This is a genomic window from Pseudomonas yangonensis, from assembly GCF_009932725.1.
Lineage (GTDB): Bacteria > Pseudomonadota > Gammaproteobacteria > Pseudomonadales > Pseudomonadaceae > Aquipseudomonas > Aquipseudomonas yangonensis.
In genome coordinates, this window is sequence record NZ_BLJU01000016.1 from 1 (window position 1) to 24,115 (window position 24,115).

General features: G+C 63.7%; 16 protein-coding genes. 6 read left to right on the forward strand and 10 right to left on the reverse strand.

Annotated features, from left to right (window positions below):
* The 4 genes from GYB81_RS16735 to hemE all read left to right on the forward strand — a co-directional run.
* Positions 1–449: SPOR domain-containing protein (locus GYB81_RS16735; protein WP_178106599.1), on the forward strand; the 449-nt coding region annotated here is incomplete at its 5' end.
* Between the two features lie 238 nt (positions 450–687).
* The gene (gene gltB, locus GYB81_RS16740; RefSeq protein WP_161864631.1) at positions 688–5,136 is read left to right on the forward strand and encodes a glutamate synthase large subunit; all 4,449 of its coding nucleotides are present in this window, start codon (positions 688–690) and stop codon (positions 5,134–5,136) included.
* A gap of 34 nt (positions 5,137–5,170) precedes the next feature.
* A complete protein-coding gene (locus GYB81_RS16745; protein ID WP_017678548.1) occupies positions 5,171–6,589 on the forward strand; it encodes an FAD-dependent oxidoreductase in 1,419 nt (472 codons plus the stop codon).
* 119 nt (positions 6,590–6,708) lie between these two features.
* Positions 6,709–7,776, forward strand: coding sequence for a uroporphyrinogen decarboxylase (gene hemE, locus GYB81_RS16750; RefSeq protein WP_161864632.1), 1,068 nt, complete (start codon positions 6,709–6,711; stop codon positions 7,774–7,776).
* Positions 7,777–7,810: 34 nt separating this feature from the next.
* Here hemE and GYB81_RS16755 read toward each other — a convergent pair whose 3' ends face one another.
* Complete coding sequence (locus GYB81_RS16755) at positions 7,811–8,242, reverse strand: hypothetical protein (protein WP_161864633.1); 432 nt, start codon at positions 8,240–8,242, stop codon at positions 7,811–7,813.
* 166 nt (positions 8,243–8,408) lie between these two features.
* Between GYB81_RS16755 and GYB81_RS16760 the strand changes: the two genes are divergently transcribed.
* A complete protein-coding gene (locus GYB81_RS16760) occupies positions 8,409–9,179 on the forward strand; it encodes a ParA family protein (protein ID WP_161864634.1) in 771 nt (256 codons plus the stop codon).
* A gap of 46 nt (positions 9,180–9,225) precedes the next feature.
* On the opposite strand, the gene GYB81_RS16765 is transcribed toward GYB81_RS16760, so the two are convergent.
* The 9 genes from GYB81_RS16765 to GYB81_RS16805 all read right to left on the reverse strand — a co-directional run bounded on the left by GYB81_RS16765 (position 9,226) and on the right by GYB81_RS16805 (position 23,121).
* On the reverse strand, positions 9,226–10,023 hold the full coding sequence (locus GYB81_RS16765; RefSeq protein ID WP_161864635.1) for a universal stress protein: 798 nt from the start codon (positions 10,021–10,023) through the stop codon (positions 9,226–9,228).
* 123 nt (positions 10,024–10,146) lie between these two features.
* Complete coding sequence (locus GYB81_RS16770) at positions 10,147–10,590, reverse strand: PaaI family thioesterase (protein WP_161864636.1); 444 nt, start codon at positions 10,588–10,590, stop codon at positions 10,147–10,149.
* A 164-nt stretch (positions 10,591–10,754) separates the two neighbouring features.
* Positions 10,755–11,189 (reverse strand): thioredoxin TrxC, encoded by a 435-nt coding sequence (gene trxC, locus GYB81_RS16775; RefSeq protein ID WP_161864637.1) that lies wholly within the window; start codon positions 11,187–11,189, stop codon positions 10,755–10,757.
* A 59-nt stretch (positions 11,190–11,248) separates the two neighbouring features.
* Positions 11,249–13,039 (reverse strand): SLC13 family permease, encoded by a 1,791-nt coding sequence (locus tag GYB81_RS16780; protein ID WP_161897895.1) that lies wholly within the window; start codon positions 13,037–13,039, stop codon positions 11,249–11,251.
* Positions 13,040–13,279: 240 nt separating this feature from the next.
* Complete coding sequence (gene selO / locus GYB81_RS16785; protein WP_161864639.1) at positions 13,280–14,743, reverse strand: protein adenylyltransferase SelO; 1,464 nt, start codon at positions 14,741–14,743, stop codon at positions 13,280–13,282.
* 18 nt (positions 14,744–14,761) lie between these two features.
* Positions 14,762–18,112: a mechanosensitive channel MscK gene (gene mscK, locus GYB81_RS16790; RefSeq protein ID WP_161864640.1), complete on the reverse strand. Its 3,351-nt coding sequence runs from the start codon at positions 18,110–18,112 to the stop codon at positions 14,762–14,764.
* A gap of 125 nt (positions 18,113–18,237) precedes the next feature.
* Positions 18,238–19,983, reverse strand: coding sequence for a potassium/proton antiporter (locus GYB81_RS16795; RefSeq protein ID WP_218573845.1), 1,746 nt, complete (start codon positions 19,981–19,983; stop codon positions 18,238–18,240).
* A 160-nt stretch (positions 19,984–20,143) separates the two neighbouring features.
* Positions 20,144–21,949: an acyl-CoA dehydrogenase gene (locus tag GYB81_RS16800; protein WP_161864642.1), complete on the reverse strand. Its 1,806-nt coding sequence runs from the start codon at positions 21,947–21,949 to the stop codon at positions 20,144–20,146.
* A 119-nt stretch (positions 21,950–22,068) separates the two neighbouring features.
* A complete protein-coding gene (locus GYB81_RS16805) occupies positions 22,069–23,121 on the reverse strand; it encodes an NAD(P)H-dependent flavin oxidoreductase (RefSeq protein ID WP_161864643.1) in 1,053 nt (350 codons plus the stop codon).
* A 116-nt stretch (positions 23,122–23,237) separates the two neighbouring features.
* Here GYB81_RS16805 and GYB81_RS16810 point away from each other — a divergent pair, with 116 nt between their 5' ends.
* A complete protein-coding gene (locus tag GYB81_RS16810) occupies positions 23,238–24,092 on the forward strand; it encodes a 23S rRNA (adenine(2030)-N(6))-methyltransferase RlmJ (RefSeq protein ID WP_161864644.1) in 855 nt (284 codons plus the stop codon).
* The last annotated feature ends 23 nt before the right edge of the window (positions 24,093–24,115 follow it).

The window sequence follows — 24,115 nt, forward strand, 5'->3', positions numbered from 1 at the left end:
CGCTGCCATCGGCTCCAATCGCTGCTGCACCTGCACCTGCACCTGCACCTGCACCTGCACCTGCACCTGCAAAGCAGCCTGAGCCGGCGGCGCCGAAGCCCGCAGCTCCTGCCTCGGTGCCTACGCCCAAGCCCGCGCCAGCTCCGACAGCGGCGCCGGCTGCGGCCTCAGGTAGCTGGTATGCGCAGCAGCCGGCGTCACGATATGCCCTGCAGGTGGTTGGGTCTCGTTCAGAGGCCAACATCCAGGCGCTGGTGCGTGAGGGCGGCAGCGAGTATCGCTACTTCAAGAAAATCCATCAGGGCCAGCCGCTGTACGTGCTGACCTATGGTAGCTTCTCCAGTCGTGACGCCGCGCAGGCGGCTGTGAAGACTCTTCCTGCCAAGTTGCAGGCCGGTAAGCCCTGGCCCCGTACGCTGGGTAGCATTCAGCAGGAAATGAGCCGCTAAGCGCTCTGTCCCAAGATGACCGCCTGGTCGTTAGCACGACCTTGCGGTCTTATCCTTCGGTTTTGCGACATAAATTTTCACCTCTTCGTCACGAACATTTGTGACGCCATGGGTGGATATGTACAATGACCTCCCTTTTGCCCATGCAAAGCACGCCCGTGCCTGCTATTCGGGTTTAAGTAATTGAATTAGAAAGTAATTTGCCTGAGGTCTAGGCAGCCTGGTGAGAGTTTCCCCTATGAAAGCAGGTTTGTACCGTCCTGATGAGTTCAAGGATAACTGCGGCTTCGGCTTGATCGCCCACATGCAAGGTGAGGTTAGCCATCACCTGCTCAAGACCGCTATTGAGGCCCTCACCTGCATGACCCACCGCGGCGGTATCAACGCCGACGGCAAGACCGGTGATGGCTGCGGCCTGCTGATCCAGAAGCCCGATCAATTCCTGCGCGCCATCGCCCAGGAGCAATTCGGCGTCGAACTGCCTGGGCAATATGCCGTGGGCATGGTGTTCTTCAATCAGGATTCGGCCAAGGCCGAAGCCGCGCGCGAGAACATGAACCGCGAAATCCTGGCGGCCGGCCTGCAACTGGTGGGCTGGCGCAAGGTGCCGATCGATACCAGCGTGCTCGGCCAGCTGGCGCTGGAGCGCCTGCCGCAGATCGAGCAGGTGTTCATCGGTGGTGATGGCCTTTCCGACCAGGAATTCGCCATCAAGCTGTTCAGCGCCCGTCGTCGTTCGTCGGTAGCCAATGCCGACGACAGCGATCATTACATCTGCAGCTTCTCGCACAAGACCATCATCTACAAAGGCCTGATGATGCCGGCGGACCTGCAGCAGTTCTACCCGGATCTGGGTGACGAGCGCCTGCAGACCGCCATCGCGGTCTTCCACCAGCGCTTCTCCACCAACACCCTGCCGAAGTGGCCGCTGGCGCAGCCCTTCCGCTTCCTCGCGCACAACGGCGAGATCAACACCATCACCGGCAACCGCAACTGGGCGCAGGCCCGTCGCACCAAGTTCGCCAACGAGCTGATCCCCGATCTCGATGAGCTGGGCCCGCTGGTCAACCGCGTCGGTTCCGACTCCTCGAGCATGGACAACATGCTCGAGCTGATGGTCACCGGCGGCATCGACCTGTTCCGCGGCCTGCGCATGATCATTCCGCCGGCCTGGCAAAACGTCGAGACCATGGACGCCGATCTGCGTGCGTTCTACGAATACAACTCCATGCACATGGAGCCCTGGGATGGTCCGGCCGGCGTGGTGCTGACCGATGGTCGTCACGCCGTGTGCCTGCTCGACCGTAACGGCCTGCGCCCGGCGCGCTGGGTCACCACGAAGAATGGCTACATCACCCTGGCCTCGGAAATCGGCGTGTGGGACTACCAGCCCGAGGACGTCATCGCCAAGGGCCGTGTCGGCCCGGGGCAGATCCTCGCCGTCGACACCGAGACCGGCCAGGTGCTGGATACCGAGTCCATCGACAGCCGCCTGAAATCGCGCCATCCCTACAAACTGTGGCTGCGCAAGCATGCTCAGCGCATCAAGGCGACGCTGGAAGACCGCGACCACGGTTCGGCCTTCTACGACCCGGACCAGCTCAAGCAGTACATGAAGATGTTCCAGGTCACCTTCGAGGAGCGCGATCAGGTCCTGCGTCCGCTCGGTGAGCAGGGCCAGGAAGCGGTCGGCTCCATGGGCGACGACACGCCGATGGCGGTGCTCAGCCAGCGTGTGCGTTCGCCCTACGACTACTTCCGCCAGCAGTTCGCGCAGGTCACCAACCCGCCGATCGACCCGCTGCGTGAAGCGATCGTCATGTCCCTGGAAATCTGCCTGGGCGCCGAGCGCAACATCTTCAGCGAGTCGCCTGAGCACGCCACCCGCGTGATCCTCAGCAGCCCGGTGATCTCGCCGGCCAAGTGGCGCGCACTGATGAACCTGGATCGTCCGGGCTTCGACCGTCATGTCATCGACATGAACTACGACGAGTCGCTGGGTCTGGAAGCGGCCGTGCGCAACATGGCCGACCAGGCAGAGGAAGCCGTGCGTGCCGGCAAGGTGCTGCTGGTGCTGACAGACCGCCACATCGCCCCGGGCAAGCTGCCGGCGCATGCCGCGCTGGTCACCGGCGCCGTGCATCACCGCCTGACCGAGAAAGGTCTGCGCTGCGACTGCAACATCCTGGTGGAAACCGCCACCGCGCGTGACCCGCACCACTATGCCGTGCTGCTGGGCTTCGGCGCCTCGGCGGTGTACCCGTTCCTGGCCTACGAAGTGCTGGGCGATCTGATCCGCACCGGCGAAGTGCTGGGCGACCTGTACGAAGTGTTCAAGTACTACCGCAAGGGCATCTCCAAGGGTCTGCTGAAGATCCTGTCGAAGATGGGTATCTCCACGGTCGCGTCCTACCGCGGTGCGCAACTGTTCGAAGCCGTCGGCCTGGCCGACGAAGTCACCGAGTTGTGCTTCCGTGGCGTGGCCAGTCGCATCCAGGGCGCACGTTTCGTCGATATCGAAAGCGAGCAGAAGCTGCTGTCCTTCGAGGCCTGGAACAATCGCAAGCCGATCCAGCAGGGCGGTCTGCTCAAGTTCGTCTACGGCGGTGAATACCACGCCTACAACCCGGACGTGGTGCGCACGCTGCAGGAGGCCGTGCAGCAGGGCAACTACGAGAAGTACAAGGAATACTCGACGCTGGTCGACACCCGTCCGGTGTCGATGATCCGCGACCTGCTCAAGGTCAAGGAATCCACCACGCCGATTTCCCTGGACGAAGTCGAGCCGCTGCAGTCGATCTTCAAGCGCTTCGATGCCGCCGGCATCTCCCTCGGCGCGCTGTCGCCGGAGGCGCACGAGGCACTGGCCGAGGCGATGAACCGTCTGGGTGGTCGCTCCAACTCCGGTGAGGGCGGCGAAGACCCGGCGCGCTACGGCACTGTGAAGAGCTCGAAGATCAAGCAGGTGGCCACTGGCCGCTTTGGTGTGACCCCGGAGTACCTGGTCAACGCCGAAGTGCTGCAGATCAAGGTCGCCCAGGGCGCCAAGCCCGGTGAGGGCGGCCAGCTGCCGGGTGGCAAGGTCAACGGCCTGATCGCCAAGCTGCGCTACGCAGTGCCGGGCGTGACCCTGATCTCGCCGCCGCCGCACCACGACATCTATTCGATCGAAGACCTGGCGCAGCTGATCTATGACCTCAAGCAGGTCAACCCGAAGGCGCTGGTATCGGTCAAGCTGGTGGCGGAAGCCGGTGTCGGCACCATCGCTGCCGGTGTGGCCAAGGCCTATGCCGACCTGATCACCATTTCCGGCTACGACGGCGGCACCGGTGCATCACCGCTGACCTCCATCCGCTATGCCGGTGCGCCCTGGGAGCTGGGCCTGGCCGAAACCCACCAGACCCTGCGCGGCAACGACCTGCGCGGCAAGGTGCGGGTACAGACCGACGGTGGTCTGAAGACCGGCCTGGATGTGATCAAGGCGGCCATCCTCGGCGCCGAGAGCTTCGGCTTCGGTACCGCGCCGATGGTGGCTCTGGGCTGCAAGTACCTGCGCATCTGCCACCTGAACAACTGCGCTACCGGCGTGGCCACGCAGAACGACAAGCTGCGCAAGGATCACTTCATCGGCACGGTCGAGATGGTGATGAACTTCTTCACCTACGTCGCCGAGGAAACCCGCGAGTGGCTGGCCAAGCTGGGCGTGCGTAGCCTGGAAGAGCTGATCGGCCGCACCGATCTGCTCGAAGTGCTGCCGGGCGAAACTGCCAAGCAGGGCAATCTGGATCTGTCGCCACTGCTGGCCAGCGCGCACATCCCGGCCGACAAGCCGCAATTCTGCCAGGTGCCGAAGAACCCGCCGTTCGACGAAGGCCTGCTGGCCGAGAAGATGGTGGACATGGCCAAGGACGCCATCGCCGGCAAGACCGGTGGTGAGTACGAGCTGAACATCGGCAACTGCGACCGCTCCATCGGCGCGCGCATTTCCGGCGAGATCGCCCGCGTGCATGGCAATCAGGGCATGGTTGATGCGCCAATCACCTTCCGCTTCAAGGGCACTGCCGGTCAGAGCTTCGGCGTATGGAACGCCGGTGGTCTGAACCTGCGCCTGGAAGGTGATGCCAACGACTACGTGGGCAAGGGCATGACCGGCGGCAAGATCGTCATCACCCCGCCTGCCGGCAGCCCGTTCGCCACCGAGGACAGCGCCATCATCGGCAACACCTGCCTGTACGGCGCCACCGGCGGCAAGCTGTTCGCCACCGGTACCGCGGGTGAGCGTTTCGCCGTGCGCAACTCTGGCGCCCACGCCGTGGTGGAAGGCACGGGCGACCACTGCTGCGAGTACATGACCGGCGGTTTCGTCTGTGTACTGGGCAAGACCGGCTACAACTTCGGCTCGGGCATGACCGGCGGCTTCGCCTATGTGCTCGATATGGACAACGGCTTCTACGACCGCGTCAACCACGAACTGGTGGAAATCCAGCGCATCAACAACGAAGCGATGGAGGCCTACCGCAGCCACCTGGAAAGCGTACTGGCCGAGTACGTCGAAGAGACCGGCAGCGAGTGGGGTCAGAACCTGCTGGAGAACCTGGACGATTACCTGCGCAAGTTCTGGCTGGTGAAACCGAAAGCGGCGAGCCTGAAGTCGCTGTTGTCCAGCACCCGTGCCAACCCGCAATAAGAATGCGCCTGAAGTGGTTTGATGAGGTAATGCAATGACTGAACGTCTGAATAACGACTTCCAGTTCATCGAAGTCGGGCGCAAAGACCCGAAGAAGAAACTGCTGCGTCAGCGCAAGAAGGAATTCGTCGAGATCTACGACAACTTCAAGCCGGCGCAGGCCGCTGACCAGGCACATCGCTGCCTGGGCTGCGGCAACCCGTATTGCGAGTGGAAGTGCCCGGTGCACAACTTCATTCCGAACTGGCTCAAGCTGGTGTCGGAAGGCAACATCCTGGCCGCCGCCGAACTCTCGCACCAGACCAATACCCTGCCGGAAGTTTGCGGCCGCGTGTGCCCGCAGGATCGCCTCTGCGAGGGTGCCTGCACCCTCAATGACGGCTTCGGCGCGGTGACCATCGGTTCGGTGGAGAAGTACATCACCGACACCGCCTTCGCCATGGGCTGGCGTCCGGACATGTCCAAGGTCAAGCCGACCGGCAAGCGTGTCGCGGTGATCGGTGCCGGCCCGGCGGGCTTGGGCTGCGCCGACGTGCTGGTGCGCAACGGCGTGACCCCGGTGGTGTTCGACAAGAACCCGGAAATCGGCGGCCTGCTGACCTTCGGCATTCCCGAGTTCAAGCTGGAAAAGACCGTGCTCAGCCGCCGCCGTGAAGTCTTCACTGGCATGGGCATCGAGTTCCGCCTGAACACCGAGATCGGCAAGGACGTGACCATGCAGCAATTGCTGGATGAGTACGATGCCGTATTCATGGGCATGGGTACCTACACCTACATGAAGGGCGGCTTCCCGGGCGAGGACCTGCCGGGCGTCTACGACGCGCTGGACTTCCTCATCGCCAACGTCAACCGCAACCTGGGTTTCGAGAAGTCGCCGGAAGACTTCATCGACATGAAGGGCAAGCGCGTCGTGGTACTGGGTGGTGGCGACACGGCGATGGACTGCAACCGCACCTCGATCCGTCAGGGCGCCAAGGCCGTGACCTGCGCCTACCGCCGTGACGAAGAGAACATGCCCGGCTCGCGCAAGGAAGTGAAGAACGCCAAGGAAGAGGGCGTGAAGTTCCTCTTCAACCGCCAGCCCATCGCCATCGTCGGCGAAGACAAGGTGGAAGGCATCAAGGTGGTCGAGACCCGTCTTGGCGAGCCCGATGCCCGTGGCCGTCGCAGCCCCGAGCCGATCCCGGGCTCCGAGGAGATCATCCCGGCCGAAGCCGTGCTGATCGCCTTTGGCTTCCGCCCGAGCCCGGCGCCCTGGTTCGAGCAGTTCGAGATCCAGACCGACAGCCAGGGCCGCGTCGTGGCGCCCGAGCAGTCGCAGTTCAAGCACCAGACCAGCAACCCGAAGATCTTCGCCGGTGGCGACATGGTGCGTGGTTCCGACCTGGTGGTGACGGCGATCTTCGAAGGCCGCAACGCCGCCGAAGGCATCCTCGACTATCTCGGCGTCTGATGACGCAGGGCAAGTAAAGGCGAGACAAATCGTCGCGATGGACAAAAGGCACGGCACCCGCCGTGCCTTTTGTTTTGGGGTCTGCGAAAATGCCCGCACTTTTTTCGCCGGATGCCGCCATGACCGCCCTGAAGAACGACCGTTTCCTTCGTGCCCTGCTCAAGCAACCCGTGGATGTCACGCCGATCTGGATGATGCGCCAGGCCGGTCGCTATCTGCCGGAGTACCGCGCGACCCGGGCCAAGGCCGGCGACTTCGTGAGCCTGATGAAGAATCCGGAGTTGGCTTGCGAAGTCACCATCCAGCCGTTGGATCGTTACCCGCAGCTGGATGCGGCGATTCTGTTCTCCGACATCCTCACCATCCCTGATGCGATGGGCCAGGGCCTGTACTTCGAGACCGGCGAAGGCCCGCGTTTCAAGAAGGTGGTCAGTAGCCTGGCCGACATCGAGGCGTTGCCGGTGACGGATGCCGAGAAGGATCTGGGCTACGTGATGGATGCCGTGCGCACCATTCGCCGCGAGCTGAACGGTCGTGTGCCGCTGATTGGTTTCTCCGGCAGCCCCTGGACGCTGGCCACGTACATGGTCGAAGGCGGCTCGTCGAAGGATTTCCGCAAGACCAAGGCCATGCTCTACGACAAGCCACAGGCCCTGCATGCACTGCTCGACAAGCTGGCGCAGTCGGTCACGGCGTATCTCAACGGGCAGATCCTGGCCGGGGCACAGGCTGTGCAGATCTTCGATTCCTGGGGCGGCGCGCTGTCGGCGGCGGCCTATCAGGAGTTCTCCCTGGCTTACATGAAGAAAATCGTCGACGGCCTGATCCGCGAGCACGACGGGCGCCGCGTGCCGGTGATCCTGTTCACCAAGGGCGGTGGCCTGTGGCTGGAGTCCATGGCCGATAGTGGCGCCGAGGCGCTGGGGCTGGACTGGACCTGCGACATCGGCAGCGCCCGTGCCCGAGTCGGTGCCAAGGTCGCCCTGCAGGGCAACATGGACCCGGCAGTGCTCTACGCCAAGCCGGAAGCGATCCGCGCCGAAGTGGCGCGTATCCTGGCGGCCTACGGCGCCGGCAGCGGCCATGTGTTCAACCTCGGCCATGGCATCACCCCGGAGGTCGACCCGGCTCACGCTGGCGCTTTCTTCGAGGCTGTGCACGAGTTGTCGCTGCCGTATCACCAGTGACACGACAAAAAGCCCGGCAATGCCGGGCTTTTTATCAGAAGCCTGCTCGATACTTGGTATCGACCTTGCGCTTTTCCAGGGTGTATTGGGCGAGATCAAGCTGGCCACTGCCTAGTTGATCATCCAGCTCTTGCAGGTCCCGCTCGTGCAACTTGGCGACATGGGCCTTGGTGACGTTGTAGTTGATTGCGCGTGATGCGTCGTAGCCGCTGATGGGATCCCAGAGGATGGATAGCGGCCAGAACAGCAGGTTGACCACGCCGTATCCGTATTCGCGTCCGTAGAACGAACCGCCGCCAGGGAGCAGCCCCAGCGCGGCTCCGGTGCCAGGGCTCTTTTCCTGAACGGCCAGGCCACGGGCTTCGTAGGAGTCTAGTTCAGCTTTCTGTACGGAATTGAGTCCGTTGGCGCAGCCAGTGGTAATGACCAGAAGACCGCCAATCAAAAGTGTGCGCAGGTATGGCATTGCATATCCTTGATTTATAAGTGCTTTCCTGATGCGCTTTATAGCGCGGGCGCAAGCTATCACGGGTGGTGGCTTTTGGCGATCATTTGCGGGGTTCTTTCGACGCCTCGCGCTTGTCACAGCCTTTGCATAGAATCCGAGGTCATTCAGCTCAGGGAGGTGTGCGATGCGACGTGTGGTGTTCAACCAGAAGGGCGGCGTAGGCAAGTCCAGTATCGCCTGCAATCTCGCGGCGGTGAGTGCGGCGCAGGGTTATCGCACGCTGTTGATCGACCTCGACGCTCAGGCCAACTCGACCCATTACCTCACGGGGCTGACCGGTGAGGAAATCCCGATGGGCATCGCCGACTTCTTCAAGCAGACGCTCTCGTCCGGGCCGTTTTCCAAAAAAGGCAAGGTTGATATCTATGAGACGCCCTTCGACAATCTGCATGTGGTCACCGCAACGGCCGAGCTGGCCGAGCTGCAACCCAAGCTTGAGCAGAAGCACAAGATCAACAAACTGCGGAAATTGCTCGACGAGCTGGCCGAGGATTACGACCACATCTACCTGGATACACCGCCAGCACTGAATTTCTATACGGTATCCGCGTTGATCGCGGCGGACCGTGTGCTGATTCCCTTCGACTGCGACAGCTTTTCGCGCAATGCGCTATACGGGCTGTTGGCCGAGATCGAAGAGCTCAAGGACGATCACAACGACGCGCTGGAGGTGGAGGGCATCGTGGTCAATCAGTTCCAGCCGCGAGCGGCGTTGCCACAGCAGCTGCTGGATGAGCTGATCGCCGAGGGGCTGCCGGTGTTGCCTGTAAACCTGATGAGTTCGGTGAAGATGCGTGAGTCGCACCAGGTCTGCACACCGTTGATCTATCTGGATACGCGACACAAGCTGACGCAGCAGTTTGTCGAACTGCACGATCTGCTCAACGCCAGCTGAGAATGAAGAAGGCGCCTGGAGGCGCCTTTTTCGTAAACCGCTGCTTCTAGCGCACCACGAACACGTCGCAGGGCGCCTTGTGCAGGAAATGCTGCGCGAGACTGCCCAGCAGCGCCTGAGAGAACGCGCTGCGGCCATGGCTGCCCAACACCAGCAGTTCGCCACGGCGCGTCTTGATCTGCTCTTGCAGGCTGCGCAGGATGCCGCCCTGCATTACTTCATGGCTCAGCCTGGGGCCGCCAGCCGGAAGCTTTTGCGCCTCGTCATGCAATAACTGGTCGATCAGGCCTTGCTGGGTCTGCAGCTGTTGTTCCACCTGCTGCGGTGTGCCCTTGTCCGGTTCGAACACGTGCAAGGCATGAAGCTCGGCATCTTCTGGCAGCAGGAGATAGGCCTGCCCCAGGGCGCTGCAGGCACACAGGGAAAAGTCGATTGCAGCCAGCGCGCGCTTGTAAGGCTGGAAGTCGTTACGCGCCACCAGCAGCAGTGGCACGGTGCAGCGACGGGCGATGCGGTCGAGGCTGGTGCCGGAAAAGAAGTCGTGGCGTTTCTGATGCCCACCGACCACCAGCAGGTCGCAGCCACTGTCCTGCACCTGTTGCAGTACCACCTCCGAAGGCTTGCCGCTGAGCATGCGTAGTTCGGTGCCGGGCGGCGCGTATTGGGTCAGGCTGCGATCCAGCGCCTGGCGCGCCTTTTCGTGTTGGTCGCTGCTCTGGCTCGGATCCAGAACATGCAGGATGGTCAGGCGGGCGTTGTGCTGCTGGGCCAGTTGAGTGGCGCGGCATAGCGCCATGTCGGCGGTGTCGCGCAGGTCATGAGCGATGAGGATGTGATTGAACATGGTGGCGGCTCTCTCCTGCCGATGCCCGTCGGCAATTTTATTGTGCCTGTTCAGATAGCCGCTCTTTTGACCTGTGGCAAGGTCGGGGACTGTTACTGATTGCGAATCCGCTAGCGACGCCGTTCAGCGTAAACGCAATTGGTAAAGGCCGCGACTTTCCGCGACCACTTCGCCGTTGCCGTCGGTCAGTTGCAACTCCAGCAGATAGTCGGCCTTGCCCTCTCGGCTCGCCTGCTCTTCGAGCTGAGCGATCTGCTCTGCCGACAGGCGCGCCTCCACCAGGATGTCGCCCATGGCCGGACGACGAAAGCGCAAGTTCATTTCCTTGATGACGGGGTAGAAGCGACAGGCGTCGAAGCTGGTCAGAAACAGCGCGCCGCCCGGAATTTCCGCGAGGGTGAAGAGCGCGCCTGCATACATGCTGCCGATATGGTTCTGGTTGCCTTGCAGGGGCATGCGCAGGCGTACGAAACCGGGCTCCAGCACCTCGGCCTTGAGGCCGCTGCGTTTGACGAAGGCGATCTGTTCTTCGGTAAGTTGGCGGGCAATTTCCGTGGGCAGCGGCATGACGTAGCTCCTTGTGCGGCGTCCCGCCAGACTAAGGCTTGCTCCGTGCGCTGCAATTGACCGCAGCGCCCGTGGTAACTGACCGAAGCGCTCAGGCGTAGCCCGGATGCAATCCGGGAAATTGCATGTCGGCCATCCCCGGGTTGCGTCCGGGCTACTGCGCGCTAGATACCCTGCTGGCGCAGCCAGGCCTGAAGTTGCGGCAGTGGCATGGCGCCGCTCTGGCGCGCCACTTCGACGCCGCCCTTGAACAGGATCAGGCTGGGGATGGAGCGAATGCCTAGTTGCCCGGCCAGGTTTGGGTTGCCTTCGCTGTCCAGCTTACCCAGGCGGCAGCGGCCTTGCAGCTGTGCGGCGGCCTGCTGGAAGGTCGGTGCGAAGGCCTGGCAAGGACCACACCAGCTGGCCCAGACGTCCACCAGCAGCGGCAGATCGCCCTTGAGCTGGCTGGCGAAGTTGCCTTGCGTGAGGGTGATGGGGGCGGCAGGCAGCACCTCGGCCTTGCAGCGACCGCAGCGTGGAGCATCGCGCAGGCGCTCGGCAGGAATGCGGTTGAGCCCGTTGCAGTGCGGGCAGGGAATCAGCAGCGAATCGGGCATGGTGGCGAAACTCCGTGGGTCATAAGCTCCAGATGGAGTCGCCACCCCGGTATATCAAGTCAGACTGGCGTCAGCGGGAAGAACCAGGGAATGACCAGCGTTGCCACGCCCCACAGCAGCAGGTTCAGCGGAATGCCGACCTTCATGAAGTCGGTGAAGCGATAGCCACCGGCGTTATAGACGAAGGTGTTGGTCTGGTAGCCGATGGGGGTGGCAAAGCTGGCGCTGGCAGCGAACATCACCGCGACCACGAAGGCGCGCGGATCGACGCCCAGATGCTGAGCCATACCGATGGCGATAGGCGTCACCAGCACCGCCACTGCGTTGTTCGACAGCATCTCGGTGAGGATCGAGGTGAACAGGTAGATGAAGCTCAGCATCAGCAGCGGCCCGGCCCAGGGCAGCCAGCCCATGACGTTCTCCACCAGCAGTTTGACCAGGCCGACCTTGTCCATGGCGATGCTGATGGCCAGCATGCCGAAGATCAGGCTGAGGATCTTCCAGTCCACCGCCTTGTAGGCGTCTTCCACGTCCAGGCAGCGGGTCGCCAGCACCGTCACCGCGCCGATGATCGCCAGGCCTTCGATTGGCATTACGCCGAAAGCCGCCAGCAGCATCACCGCCAGCGTGGCGCTGATGGCGATCGGCGCCTTGTCGCGGCGGAAGGCGCGCTCCTGCACAGCGTTTAGGCTGATCAGCTCGCCGTTGTCGGCGAAACGCTTGATTTGCGCCGGTGTACCTTCGACCAGCATCACGTCACCGAACTGCAGCTCGAACTCGTCGAGGTTGCCTTGCACGTTCTCGTCCTGGCGGTGCACGGCGAGCACGGCGATGCCGTAGCGCGCGGTAAGGTCGAGGTCGCGCATGGGGCGGTGGCTGTAGCGCGAGTTACGTCCGACGATGGCCTCGGCGAGGATCACGTCATGGCTGCTGATGGTTTCGAAGGCGTCGCCACGGTTGAAGCTCAGATGGCCGCTTTCGCGCAGTTCCACCACGTCCTTGACCTGGCCGTGCAGCACCAGACGGTCGCCGCTGGCCAGCAGGGTGTCGGCGCCGGGTTCGGTCAGTTCCTGCTCGTCACGGAACAGCTTGAGCACCTGCAGGCCGCTACCCCCGTTGAGGTTGGCCTCGTGCAGGGTCTTGCCGATCATCGGCGAGTCGTGCGGCACCAGCAGTTCGGTCATGAAGGTACGCGACAGGTCCGGACGCAGTTGGCGTGACAGAGTCTCGCGTTCGGGCAGCAGGTGACGGCCGATGGTCAGCAGATAGAGCATACCGAAGGCAGCCATGACCAGGCCGACGCCGGTGATCTCGAAGATGCCAAAGGGTGTCATGCCGGCCTTGCGTGCCACGCCATCGACCAGAATGTTGGTCGAGGTGCCGATCATGGTCAGGGTGCCGCCGAGAATGGTGGCATAGGACAGCGGAATGAGCAGTTTGGACGGCAGGGTGCCGGCACGGCGCGCCAGGGCGATGGCCACCGGGGTGAGGATGGCGACGACGGGGGTATTGTTCAGGCAGGCGGACACCACCAGCGCGGTGACGGTAAGGCCGGTAGGGACGCGGATCGGGCTGGTGCCGACCAGATCGCCCAGCCAGTTGCCGAGGGCGTCGATACAGCCGGTGCGTTCCAGCGCCGCAGAGAGCACGAACATGCAGGCGATGGTCACAGGCGCCGAGTTCGACAGCACGCTGAGCACTTCGCCCGGCGTCAGTAACTGGCTGACCAGCAGGGCCGCCACGGCGATGGCCGCGACGATATCCGGGCTCCATTTCTCGCGGACGAAGGCATAGAGCACCCAGATCAGCAGGGCGCCGACGAAAAAGAGGGGCAGGGAATCCCAGAACATGAAAATCCTTAAAAACCGGCCTCTGACCCGCAAGACGCCTGACTGTTGGGCAGTAGCTCTCAGCTGGCGGGGCGGCAGGCAGGTTCTTTTGCGTCGAATCTCGTGTGAGGTATCGGGCGCGCACTGGGCGGCCTGGCTGGGCGCCAAGATAGAGGGGTTCTCTTAGATAGTCTAAGAATGTTTGGGTAGATTGATATGCCTTTTCGGTTTAACAGATAAGTAGTGCCACCGAGCAGCACCTCAGGACGAACAACTGATCTCCAGATGCTTGCCCCACTCCGGTGGGCGCTCGGCGTAGCGCTCCTTGCCCGGCTGCTCATCGAATGGGCGGGACAATACCGCGTGCAGTTCGCGCACCGGGCCATAGTCACCGGACTCGGCCGCTTCGATGGCCTGCTGCGCCAGGTAGTTGCGCAGGATGTACCTGGGGTTGACCGCGTTCATGCGCGCCTGGCGTTCATTTTGTTCCCCGCCTTCCAACTGGCAGCGCGCCAGATAGTCCCGGCCCCAGGCATCGAAGCCGGCCAGATCCACGAAGTCGTCACGCACGACTTTCAGCGCTTCGGCAGGCGCCTGCTGGCCAAGGTGGCGGAAGAACAGCGTGTAGTCGGTAGCCTTGCCCTGCTGCATCAGTTGCAGCAGGCGCTGGATCAGCGCTTCGTCGTCGTCCTGGGCAGTGGTGAAGCCCAGGCGTTTGCGCATCAGATCGAGGTAGTGCGCCTGGTACAGCGGCAGGAACAGATCCAGCGCCTCGCGCAGTTTCTCCACGGCTGCGAATGGCGTCATGGCCTGAGCCAGGGCGGCCAGGTTCCAGTGGGCGATGGGCACCTGGTTGCTGAAGCTGTAGCGGCCAGTGTCGTCGGAGTGATTGCAGATGTGATTGGCGTCGAAGTCGTCGAGGAAGGCGTAGGGACCGTAGTCGAAGGTGATACCGAGGATCGACATGTTGTCGGTGTTCATCACCCCATGACAGAAGCCGTAGGCCTGCCAGTAGGCGATCATCGCGGCGGTGCGCTCGATCACCTCGCGCAGCAGCGCCAGCCAGGGCTCGTCCTGCTCCAGGCAGGCCGGGAAATGGCAGGCCATGACGTGTTCGCCGAGGGTTTTCAGCTGCTCGTGCTGGCGGGTGTAGTAGAAGTATTCGAAGTGGCCGAAGCGCACGTGGCTCTGCGCCAGGCGCAGCACCATCGCCGCGCTTTCCTTCTTCTCGCGCCAAACCGGGGTGTCGGAGCCGGTGACGCACAGTGCGCGTGAACTGGGTATGCCGAGGGCATGCAGGTGTTCGCTGGCGAGGAACTCGCGGATCGAACTACGTAGCACCGCACGGCCATCGCCCATGCGCGAGTAGGGCGTCATGCCGGCGCCTTTGAGGTGCAGGTCCCAGTGCTCGCCAGCCTCGTTGAGCACTTCGCCCAGGAGCAGGCCGCGACCGTCGCCCAGGCGCGGCGTGTAGCCACCGAACTGGTGGCCGGAGTAGACCATCGCGCGCGGCTCTGCCTGTTCCCACAGCTTGTGTCCGGCGAACAGCTCGGCGAACTCGCTGCGTTGTGCTTCGGCTGGCTGCAGATCGAGCAGGGCCATGGCCGACTCGCTGACCACCACCAGACGCGGCTGCTCGATGGGCTCAGGCAAAATCTCGGTGGAGAAGGCGTCGCCGAGGCGGGCGAAGCGGTTGTCGAAGGTCAGCTGGTCGAGGCTTTTCACCTGTGGCTCCTCTGCAGGTCAGGGCGCGATGGGCGGCGGTGGCGTACCTTGCACGCCAGCGGCACCTGCCGCTGCGATTTTCGCCAGGTCTTTCTGGTCGAGTTTCTTTTCACCATGCTCCAGATTTTTCACGTACACCTCGACCTGGCGGAAGGCGATGTTGATGCCGTTTTTCGGGAACTCACGGTCGATGAAACGGTTGATCTCGTCGGTCGCCGGGTTGCGGTCGCCGAGGTCGCGCACGTGGATGCGCAGTTCGTGATCCAGGGTGCTCTCGCCAAAGTTGAGGAAATACACCAGCGGCGCCGGCTCCTTGAGCACCCGCGGGTTTTCCTGTGCGGCCTGCAGCAGCAGCTTGCGCACCAGGTCCAGGTCCGAACCATAACCGACACCCACCTTGAGGGTGACGCGGGTGACCGTGTCGGTCAGCGACCAGTTGATCAGCTGACCGGTGATGAAGGTCTTGTTCGGAACGATGATTTCCTTGTGATCGAAATCGGTGATGGTGGTGGCGCGGATACGGATCTTGCTCACCGTGCCGGAGAGATTGCCGATAGTGACCACGTCACCGATGCGCACCGGGCGCTCGAACAGGATGATCAGGCCGGAAATGAAGTTGGCGAAGATCTCCTGCAGGCCGAAACCCAGGCCCACCGACAGCGCCGCCACCAGCCACTGCAATTTGTCCCAGCTTACGCCAAGGGTGGACAGCGTGCTGACGATGCCGATAGCGACCAATGCATAGGACAGCAGGGTCGTGGTGGCGTAGGCGCTGCCCTGTGCCAGGCGCATGCGCGACAGCACCAGCACTTCGAGCAGGCCCGGCAGGTTGCGCGCCAGCGCCACCGTGATGGCGACGATGATCAGCGCGCCGATCACGTCCATCAGGCTGATGGGGACCAGGGCCGCGTTGTCCCCGGTGCCACTGCTGTATTCGTAGAGGTTGATGGTATCGAGGTAGGTGAACACGCCGATCAGATCGGCCCAGACCGCGTACAGGCAGACCAGGAAACCGCCGAGCAGGGCCAGGCGGATCAGGCGCAGAGACTGCTGGTTGACCTGCTCGATATCCAGGGTCGGCTCTTCCACCGGTGCTTCGCCGTCCAGGCTTTCCTTGCTCTGTGCCTGGCGTTTGGCCAGGGCGCGCTGGTAGGCCAGGCGCCGTGCCGCAACGCTCAGGCCGCGCACCAGAGTGGCCTCGACGATCAGCAGGATGATCAGCAGATACAGGGTATCGATCAGTCGGTCGGTGAGCTTGAGCGCGGTGTAGTAGTAGCCGAAGGCGACCGCGCCGATCAGCGCCAGTGGCAGCAGGTTGAACAGCACGCCGAGGGCGGTGCGCAGTCCCGAAGCGTTCTCGCGCAATGGCGCGCTGAACAGCAGGTGGAACAGCAGCCAGGCCATCAGGGCGTAGCAGGTAATCACCACGGCGATGCCGATCACGTCGCCTGCCAGGCTCGCCGGCTGGTGCTCGGCGATGCTCACCACGGCCACCAGGGCCATCACCACCAGCCCCAGGCGACGCAAATGCTGGCGGAAGAAGGTGACGTTGGCCGGCGGCCAGTGAAAATGCAGGATGGCCACGCCATCCGGCGAAAGAATGCGGTGCAGGGTGTAGAACACCAGCCAGGCTTCCGCCATCTCGTAGAGCGCAGCGCCCAGATAGAGGTTCTGTCCGCGTGCGTCGTGCAGCAGGGCATAACCGCACAGCGCCAGGAACAGCGTGACCGGCAACGCCAGGATGACGTTGAGACCCAGTGCCATTGGCGTGTGCAGCTGGCTGTCATGCTTGTAATGGCCGATATCGCCATGCAGTGCACTGAGCTTGTCGAACAGGTACTGGCGGCGCCATAGGATCAGCGCGCAGAGCAGGATCAGCGGCAGGAATACCAGCGGACGTTCGATCAGGCCCGCGCCCAGTTCGCTGATGGCCATGCCCCACGGCATGTCGGCCAGTTGCTGCTGGAAGTGACGTGGCGCCGACTTCAGCCAGTCGAGATCCAGCGGCTTGTTGCTGGGAATCCAGAACATCTGCTCGTCGATGGTGGCGCGCAGGCTGCTGGCCGTGCTTTCCAGTTCCTTCTGGTTGAGCTGGAGAGTGATCGACTCGTTGAGCAGTGCGTTCAACGAGCGGTTCAGGCGGTCGTGCAGTTCGCGTCGGGTGGTGAGCTGCTCGCGTAGCGCGTTGCGCAGTTCCGGGGTGACTTCCTCGCTGGGTTGGCCGCTCAGCAGGTTTTCCACATAGCGGGCGGGATCACTGATCTCTTCTCGCTGCTTGTTCAGCTCGAACTGATAGAGGCGAATGTCGGCGATCTCATTGGCCAGCGAGCCGTCATCGAGCTTCAGCTTGGGCAACGCCTGCTTCTGTTGGTAGAGAATTCTCGACAGCAGGAGGCTGCCCTGCAGCACGCGGATCTGCTCGTCCAGCGCCTGGTTGGCCTGGTTGAGGTTATCCAGTTGCTGGCGCGTCTGCAGGTTCTGCTCGGTCAGGGCGTTCAGGCGCTCCGTGGCACGCAGCAGATAGTCGGAAAGCTTGAGGTTGAGCGAGCTCTCCCTGGCCAGCAGACGGTCGGAGCTGGCGCGCTCGGCCTCGCGTGACTGCTCGGCGACGGTCTGCTCGGATTCGGCGCGGCGTCGTTCGTTGATCAGGCCTTGCAGGGCCTGGCGCTCCTGCTCGGCGCGATTGATGCGTTCTTCGAGCAGGGCGCGCTGAGCGCTGCCGAGGTCCTGCAGCAGGCTGTTGCCGGACAACTCCTGGCGGCGCAGCTGGGTTTGCGCGGCGAGTAGCGACAGCTCCGCATTGAGCTGATTACGGCGCTCCTGGGTCAGTGCCTTGCCCTCGAAACGGCCGCTCTTGAGCGCGTCGTTGATCAGTTGGCTGCGCGCCTGGTTCTGGCTGATCTCTGCCTGGGCACGTTCCGGGCGGGTCTGTGCGGTGATCACCAGGCTGTTGGCCTCGATGATCGCCTTGTTCCATTCGCTGATCTGACTGGAGCGTTCGTTGAGCAACTGCTCGAGCTGGGCGAGCGGGGTGCGTGCATGGCGCGTGGACGTCTGGGGTTCGGGGCTGGATTTGAGTCGGTCCAGCTCGCGCTGGGCCTCGCTGATCAGGCGCGGGGCACTGTCGAGCTGTTTGCGTAGGTCGTTCAGGCGCTGCTCGGCGTTCTGACGGTCCTGCAGCATGCGCAGGGTCTGCTCGAGCGTCTGCTTGAGCGCCAGTTGTTCGGCCTCCGGCAGTTTGCGGTCGGCCAGGCCGTCCAGGCTCTGCTGCACGCTTTCGCTGGTCGGTGGCTCCTGGGCGAACACCTGCGGGATGCCGAGACACAAGGCGAACAGAGCGGCTGCTAGGGAAAGGCGCGACAGATGCATGGTCGATTGATCTACTGAGTGGACGGTTGCGATTGACATTACCCGCGATACAACGAAGGCGCGGGCCTGTTGGCCCGCGCGATGCTGATGCTAGCAGAGTCCCAGCGGGGTGTTTCGCTCGTCTGCTAAAAGTGCAGCCCTGGGCCCGGACGTGTGCCCTCGGGGAATCTGACGCCGACTTTGCGCACCTTGTTCCCTTCCATGGCCGCGACCGTCCAGGTCAGACCCTGCCACTCCACCTGGTCGCCGACCACCGGCTCGCCACCGATTTCGTGGGCGATGAAACGGCCCAGCGGTTGATTGCCTTCCGTTTCGTCGAGCTTCAGGCCGTAGAGCGCAGCAACGGCGCTCAGCTCGGCGTCGCCTTCCAGCACGAAATCACCGAAGAAGCGCAGGTCCTGACCTCGGGTGGGCGCCTGGCTGAACAGCTTGCCGAGTGCCGACAGGTCATGTTCGTGACCGATCACGCAGAGCAGGTCACCGGCTTGCAGGCGCGTGCTGCCCGAAGGGTGAAGCAGTTCTCGGCCACGGAAGAGTGCGGCAATACGGGTGCCATCCGGCATGTTCAGCTCGCGTAGCGCGGCGCCAATGCACCATTTTTCTGCGCCCAGGCGGTAGACGAACAGCTCCCACTGGCTGGTCGGGTGCACCTCCAGGCCGGCGCGTGACACGGGTGCCGGCTCCGGCGGTACGGTGACGCGCATCAGCTTGGCCGCCAGCGGCAGGCTGGTGCCCTGCAGCAGCAGGGAGATGATCACGATGAAGAAGGCGACGTTGAAGAACAGCTGCGCATTGGGCAGGCCGGCCATCAGCGGGAATACCGCGAGAATGATCGGCACCGCGCCACGCAGACCGACCCAGGCGATGAAGATCCGCTCGCGGTCGTGGAAGGCACGAAACGGCAACAGACCAAGAGCGATCGACAATGGCCGCGCGAAGAGAATCATCCACAGCGCCAGGGCCAGCGCCGGCAGGGCGATGGGCAGCAGCTCGTGCGGCGTGACCAGCAGACCGAGAACCAGGAACATGCCGATCTGCGCCAGCCAGGTGAGCCCGTCGAGCATGTGCAGAATGCCGTGGCGCGAACGGATCGGCCGGTTACCCAGCAGCAGGCCGCACAGGTAGATGGCGAGGATGCCGCTGCCGCCCACGGCGGTGGTGATGGCGAAGATGATCAGGCCGCCGCTGACCACCAGTAGCGGATACAGACCGGTAGCCAGCTCCATGCGATTGATCAGTTTCAGCAGCAGCCAGCCGCCCCCCAGGCCGAGCAGAGCGCCGAGGCCAAACTGCTGCACCAGCTGGATCGGCAGGTCCCAGCTGAAGCCGGATTGACCGCTGGCGAGCATGGCGATCAGGGTCACGGTGAGGAACACCGCCATCGGGTCGTTGCTACCGGACTCGATTTCCAGCGTGGAGCTGACCCGCTCGTTGAGGCCGCGTCCGCCCAGCAGGGAGAATACCGCCGCAGCATCGGTGGAACCGACGATGGCGCCGATCAGCAAGCCCTCGAGCAGCGTCAGGTTGAACAGCCAGGCAGCGGCAAGGCCGGTCAAACCCGCCGTTATCACCACCCCGACCGTCGCCAATGACAAGGATGGCCACAGGGCCACACGGAAGCTGGAAACCCGTGTGCGCATGCCACCGTCGAGCAGGATCACCGCCAACGCCAGGTTGCCGACCAGGTAGGCCAGGGGATAGTTGTTGAAGACGATACCGCCGGGGCCGTCGGTACCGGCCAGCATGCCGACCGCAAGGAAGATCACCAGGATGGGAATGCCGAAACGCGTGCCGAACGCGCTGACCAGAATGCTGGCCGCTACCAGAAAGGCGCCGATCAAGAACAGATTGTTGATGGCGCTGGCATCCAACTGCGTGTACTCCTGGCTGACAAACGTGGGGCGCCTATGCATGGCGCGTGCCAGGGATTCTAACCGTAGCCTTCGTACCGCTGTCAAAAAGGTTATTACATTTTTCTAAATCGTCCCGAAGCATGCCCTGTCGGGCTGCTCCGGGGCGTTTGGCTCGACGTCAGAACCAGCTGTCCTGCATGCCCAGGCAGGTATCGTCGCGCGCTTCGAGGATGGCCAGGTCGTGGTGGCAGCCCGGCACTTCCCAGGTCAGGAAGTAACGCGCGGCCTGCAGCTTGCCGCGGTAGAAGGCCTGTTCTTCGGCATTGTCCGTGCGGGCCAGGCCCTGCTCGGCGCGAATGGCCTGTTCCAGCCAGCGCCAGCCGATCACGGTGTGCCCGAACACTTTCAGGTACAGCGCCGAGTTGGCCAGGCCCTGGTTGACCTTGCCGCTCATCAGGTCGCCGAGCAGGGCCAGGGTTACCGCCTGCAGGCGCGCCAGCAATTGTTCGAGCGGCTGACGCAGGGCAGTGAGCGATTCGTACTCGCTGGCGCGCTGGCAGCAGTCGTTGATCAGCTTGAGCAGTTGCTTGAGCGCGGCGCCGCCGTTCATCGACACCTTGCGCCCGAGCAGGTCGAGCGACTGGATGCCGTGAGTACCCTCGTGGATCGGGTTGAGGCGGTTGTCGCGGTAGTACTGTTCCACCGGGTATTCGCGGGTATAGCCGTGGCCGCCGAGAATCTGGATGGCCAGCTCGTTGGCCTTGAGGCAGAACTCCGAGGGCCAGGACTTGACGATGGGCGTGAGCAGGTCGAGCAGCTCCAGCGCGCGGGTGCGATCTTCGGCGGTTTCCAGGGTCTGGGTGTCGTCGAACAGCCGGGCAGCATACAGGCCGAGGTCGAAGGCGCCTTCGACATAGGCCTTCTGCGTCAGCAGCATGCGCCGCACGTCGGCGTGCTCGACGATGGAAATCTGCGGGCTGGTCGGGTCCTTGCCGTCCGGCTGGCGCCCTTGTGGGCGATTGCGCGCGTAGTCCAGCGAGTACAGATAGCCGGCATAGCCGAGCATGATCGCGCCCATGCCGACGCCGATGCGCGCCTCGTTCATCATCTGGAACATGTAGGAAAGACCGGCGTGCGGCTTGCCCACCAGATAGCCGACGCACTCGCCGTTGTCGCCGAAATTCAGCGCCGTGGAGGTGGTGCCGCGCCAGCCCATCTTGTGAAACAGGCCGGCCAGGGTCACGTCGTTGCGTGCGCCCAGGCTGCCATCTTCATTGACGTGGAACTTGGGCACCAGGAACAGGCTGATGCCCTTTACCCCGGGCGGTGCGTCCGGCAGCTTGGCCAGGACCATGTGCACGATGTTCTCGGAAATCGGCTGGTCGCCGCCGGAGATGAAGATCTTGTTGCCCTTGATGCGGTAGCTGCCGTCGGCATGCGGCTCGGCGCGGGTTCTGATGTCCGACAGCGAGGAGCCGGCATGCGGCTCGGTCAGCGCCATGGTGCCGAAGAAACGGCCATCGATGATCGGCTGCAGGTAGCGGGCCTTCTGCTCCTCGCTGCCGAAGGCCTCGATCAGATTGGCCACGCCCATGGTCAGCATCGAGTAGGAGCTGGTGGCGATATTGGCCGACTGGAAATGGGCGAAGCAGGCCTGCGACAGCAGGTTGGGCAACTGCATGCCGCCGTGCTCGAAATCGCGGGTGGCGTTGAGGAAGCCCGCCTCGTGGAAGGCGCGCAGCGCCGGCTCGACCTCGGGAATCAGCACCGCGCCGCCGTCGACGTACTGCGGTTCGTTTTCGTCGTTCTTGCGGTTGTGCGGGGCGAACAGTTCCTCGGCGATGCCGCGTGCGGTGCCGATCGCCGCGTCGAAGGTTTCGCGGTTGTGATCGGCGAAGCGTGGGCGCTGGGTCAGGGCTTCGGCGTCGAGTACTTCATAGAGTTCGAACGCCAGGTTGCGGGAGCTGAGCAGGGTCTCGGACATGGAACGGGCCTCCAGATGATCGACCGAGTCTAGGCAGGCGGTCGCCCGGCTGCCCAGCATCATCAGTCATGGTGATAAATCACCACACCACCTGTCAGCCCTGGACCGCAGGAGCGGCTTCAGCCGCGATGTGCTTCGAAACCCCGCCCCAGCCCGCGGGTCAGCTCGGCCGCCGGCATTGGCCGGCAGCTGGCGACGTTCTGCCCGGCCCACAGCGGCGAGAAGTCACCGCTGCCCTGGGCCTCGGCCGCCGCGCGCAGCGGCGCGATGGCCGCGGTGGCCAGGGGGAACTCTGGCGCATGCGCGCTGATCGGCCCCAGCTCACGCATCAGACGGTTGACGATGCCGCGCGCGGGGCGGCCGCTGAACAAGTTGGTCAGCGCCGTATGGTGTGCCGCCGGGCTCTGCAGGGCAGCGCGGTGAATGGCGCCGGTAGCGGCCTCGGGGCACAGCAGGTAGGCGCTGCCGACCTGCACCCCGGCAGCGCCGAGGGCCATGGCGGCGGCCACCCCGCGGGCATCGCCGATGCCGCCAGCGGCGATCACCGGCACCGACAGTGCATCGACCAGCTGCGGCAGCAGGGCGAAGGTGCCGAGCTGGCGGCTCAGGTCGTGATCGAGAAAATGTCCGCGATGGCCGCCGGCTTCCAGCCCCTGAGCGATCACCGCGTCGACGCCGCGTTCCTGCAGCCAGAGCGCCTCGTCCAGCGTGGTGGCGCTGGAGAGAATCTTCGCGCCGCTGCGCCGGACTCGCTCCAGCAGGTCCGGCTGCGGCAGGCCGAAATGGAAGCTGACCACCGCCGGGTGAAATTCTTCTACCAGTGCGGCGGCCTCGTCGTTGAACGGCAGGCGCCCGGGCCCGCCGGCAATGCTCGCCGGGTCCACACTCAGCTCGGCATAGTAGGGCCCCAGTGCTTCGCGCCAGCCTGCCTCGCGCTCTGCATCCGGTTGCGGCGGTACGTGGCTGAAGAAGTTGAGGTTGAACGGGCGTTCGGTCAGCTCGCGCATCGCCTGCAGCGCCTGGCGCAGGGCTGCGGGTGTGAGCATGGCGCAGGGAATCGAGCCAAGGCCGCCAGCTTCGCATACGGCAGCAGCCAGACGGTGATCCTGCGAGCCGGCCATCGGCGCCTGGATCAGGGGCAGTTCGCTACCGAGCAGTTCTTGCAGAGACATGGCGGGTTCTCGCTATCCAGGGAGATGCGCAGCCTAGGCCGTAAAGGTGCGAAGGGGCAAGCCGCAATGCCAGGCGCCGGCCTGTTAAACTGCGCGCCTGATTCGAGGACTCGCACATGAACTACCGCCACGCCTTCCATGCCGGCAATCACGCCGACGTGCTCAAGCATCTGGTACTGACCCGCCTGCTCGCCCTGCTGTCGAAAAAAGAGGCGCCGTTCGCCTATCTGGACAGCCACGCCGGCCTCGGCCTCTACGATCTGCAGGGCGATGCGGCCAGCCGCACCGGCGAGTACCTGGAAGGCATCGGCCGCCTGTGGCAGGCCACGCAGCTGCCGGATGCGGTGGAAGCCTATCTGGAGGTGGTGCGGGCGATGAACCCGGATGGCGAGCTGCGTTACTACCCCGGTTCGCCGGAGCTGGCGCGCCTGCTCAGCCGTGAGCAGGATCGTCTGCAGCTCAACGAGAAACACCCCGAGGACGGCCGCCTGCTCAAGGACAACATGCGCGGCGACCGTCGCGTTGCCGTGCACCTGGGCGAGGGCTGGCTGGTGCCGCGGGCGCTGATGCCGACCCGCGAGAAGCGCGTGCTGCTGCTGATCGACCCGCCTTTCGAAAAGACCGACGAGCTGCAGCGCTGCGTCGAAGCGCTGAATGAGGCACATGGGCGCATGCGTCAGGCCATCGTGGCGATCTGGTATCCGATCAAGGACGAGCGCCAGCTGGCGCGCTTCTACCGCGATCTGCAAAAAAGTGCCGCACCGAAGCTGCTGCGGGCCGAACTTTATGTGCATGCCCCGGACGACGCCACGCGCCTGAGCGGTTCCGGTCTGGTGATCAGCAACCCACCTTGGGGGCTGGAAGACGAGCTCAAGCAACTGCTGCCCTGGCTGGCCGACGCGCTCGGGCAGAGCCAGGGTGGCTGGCGTTTGGATTGGCTCATAGAAGAAGCCGCAAGCGGCAAGCCATAGCTGCAAGCGAGCCGCACACTGCT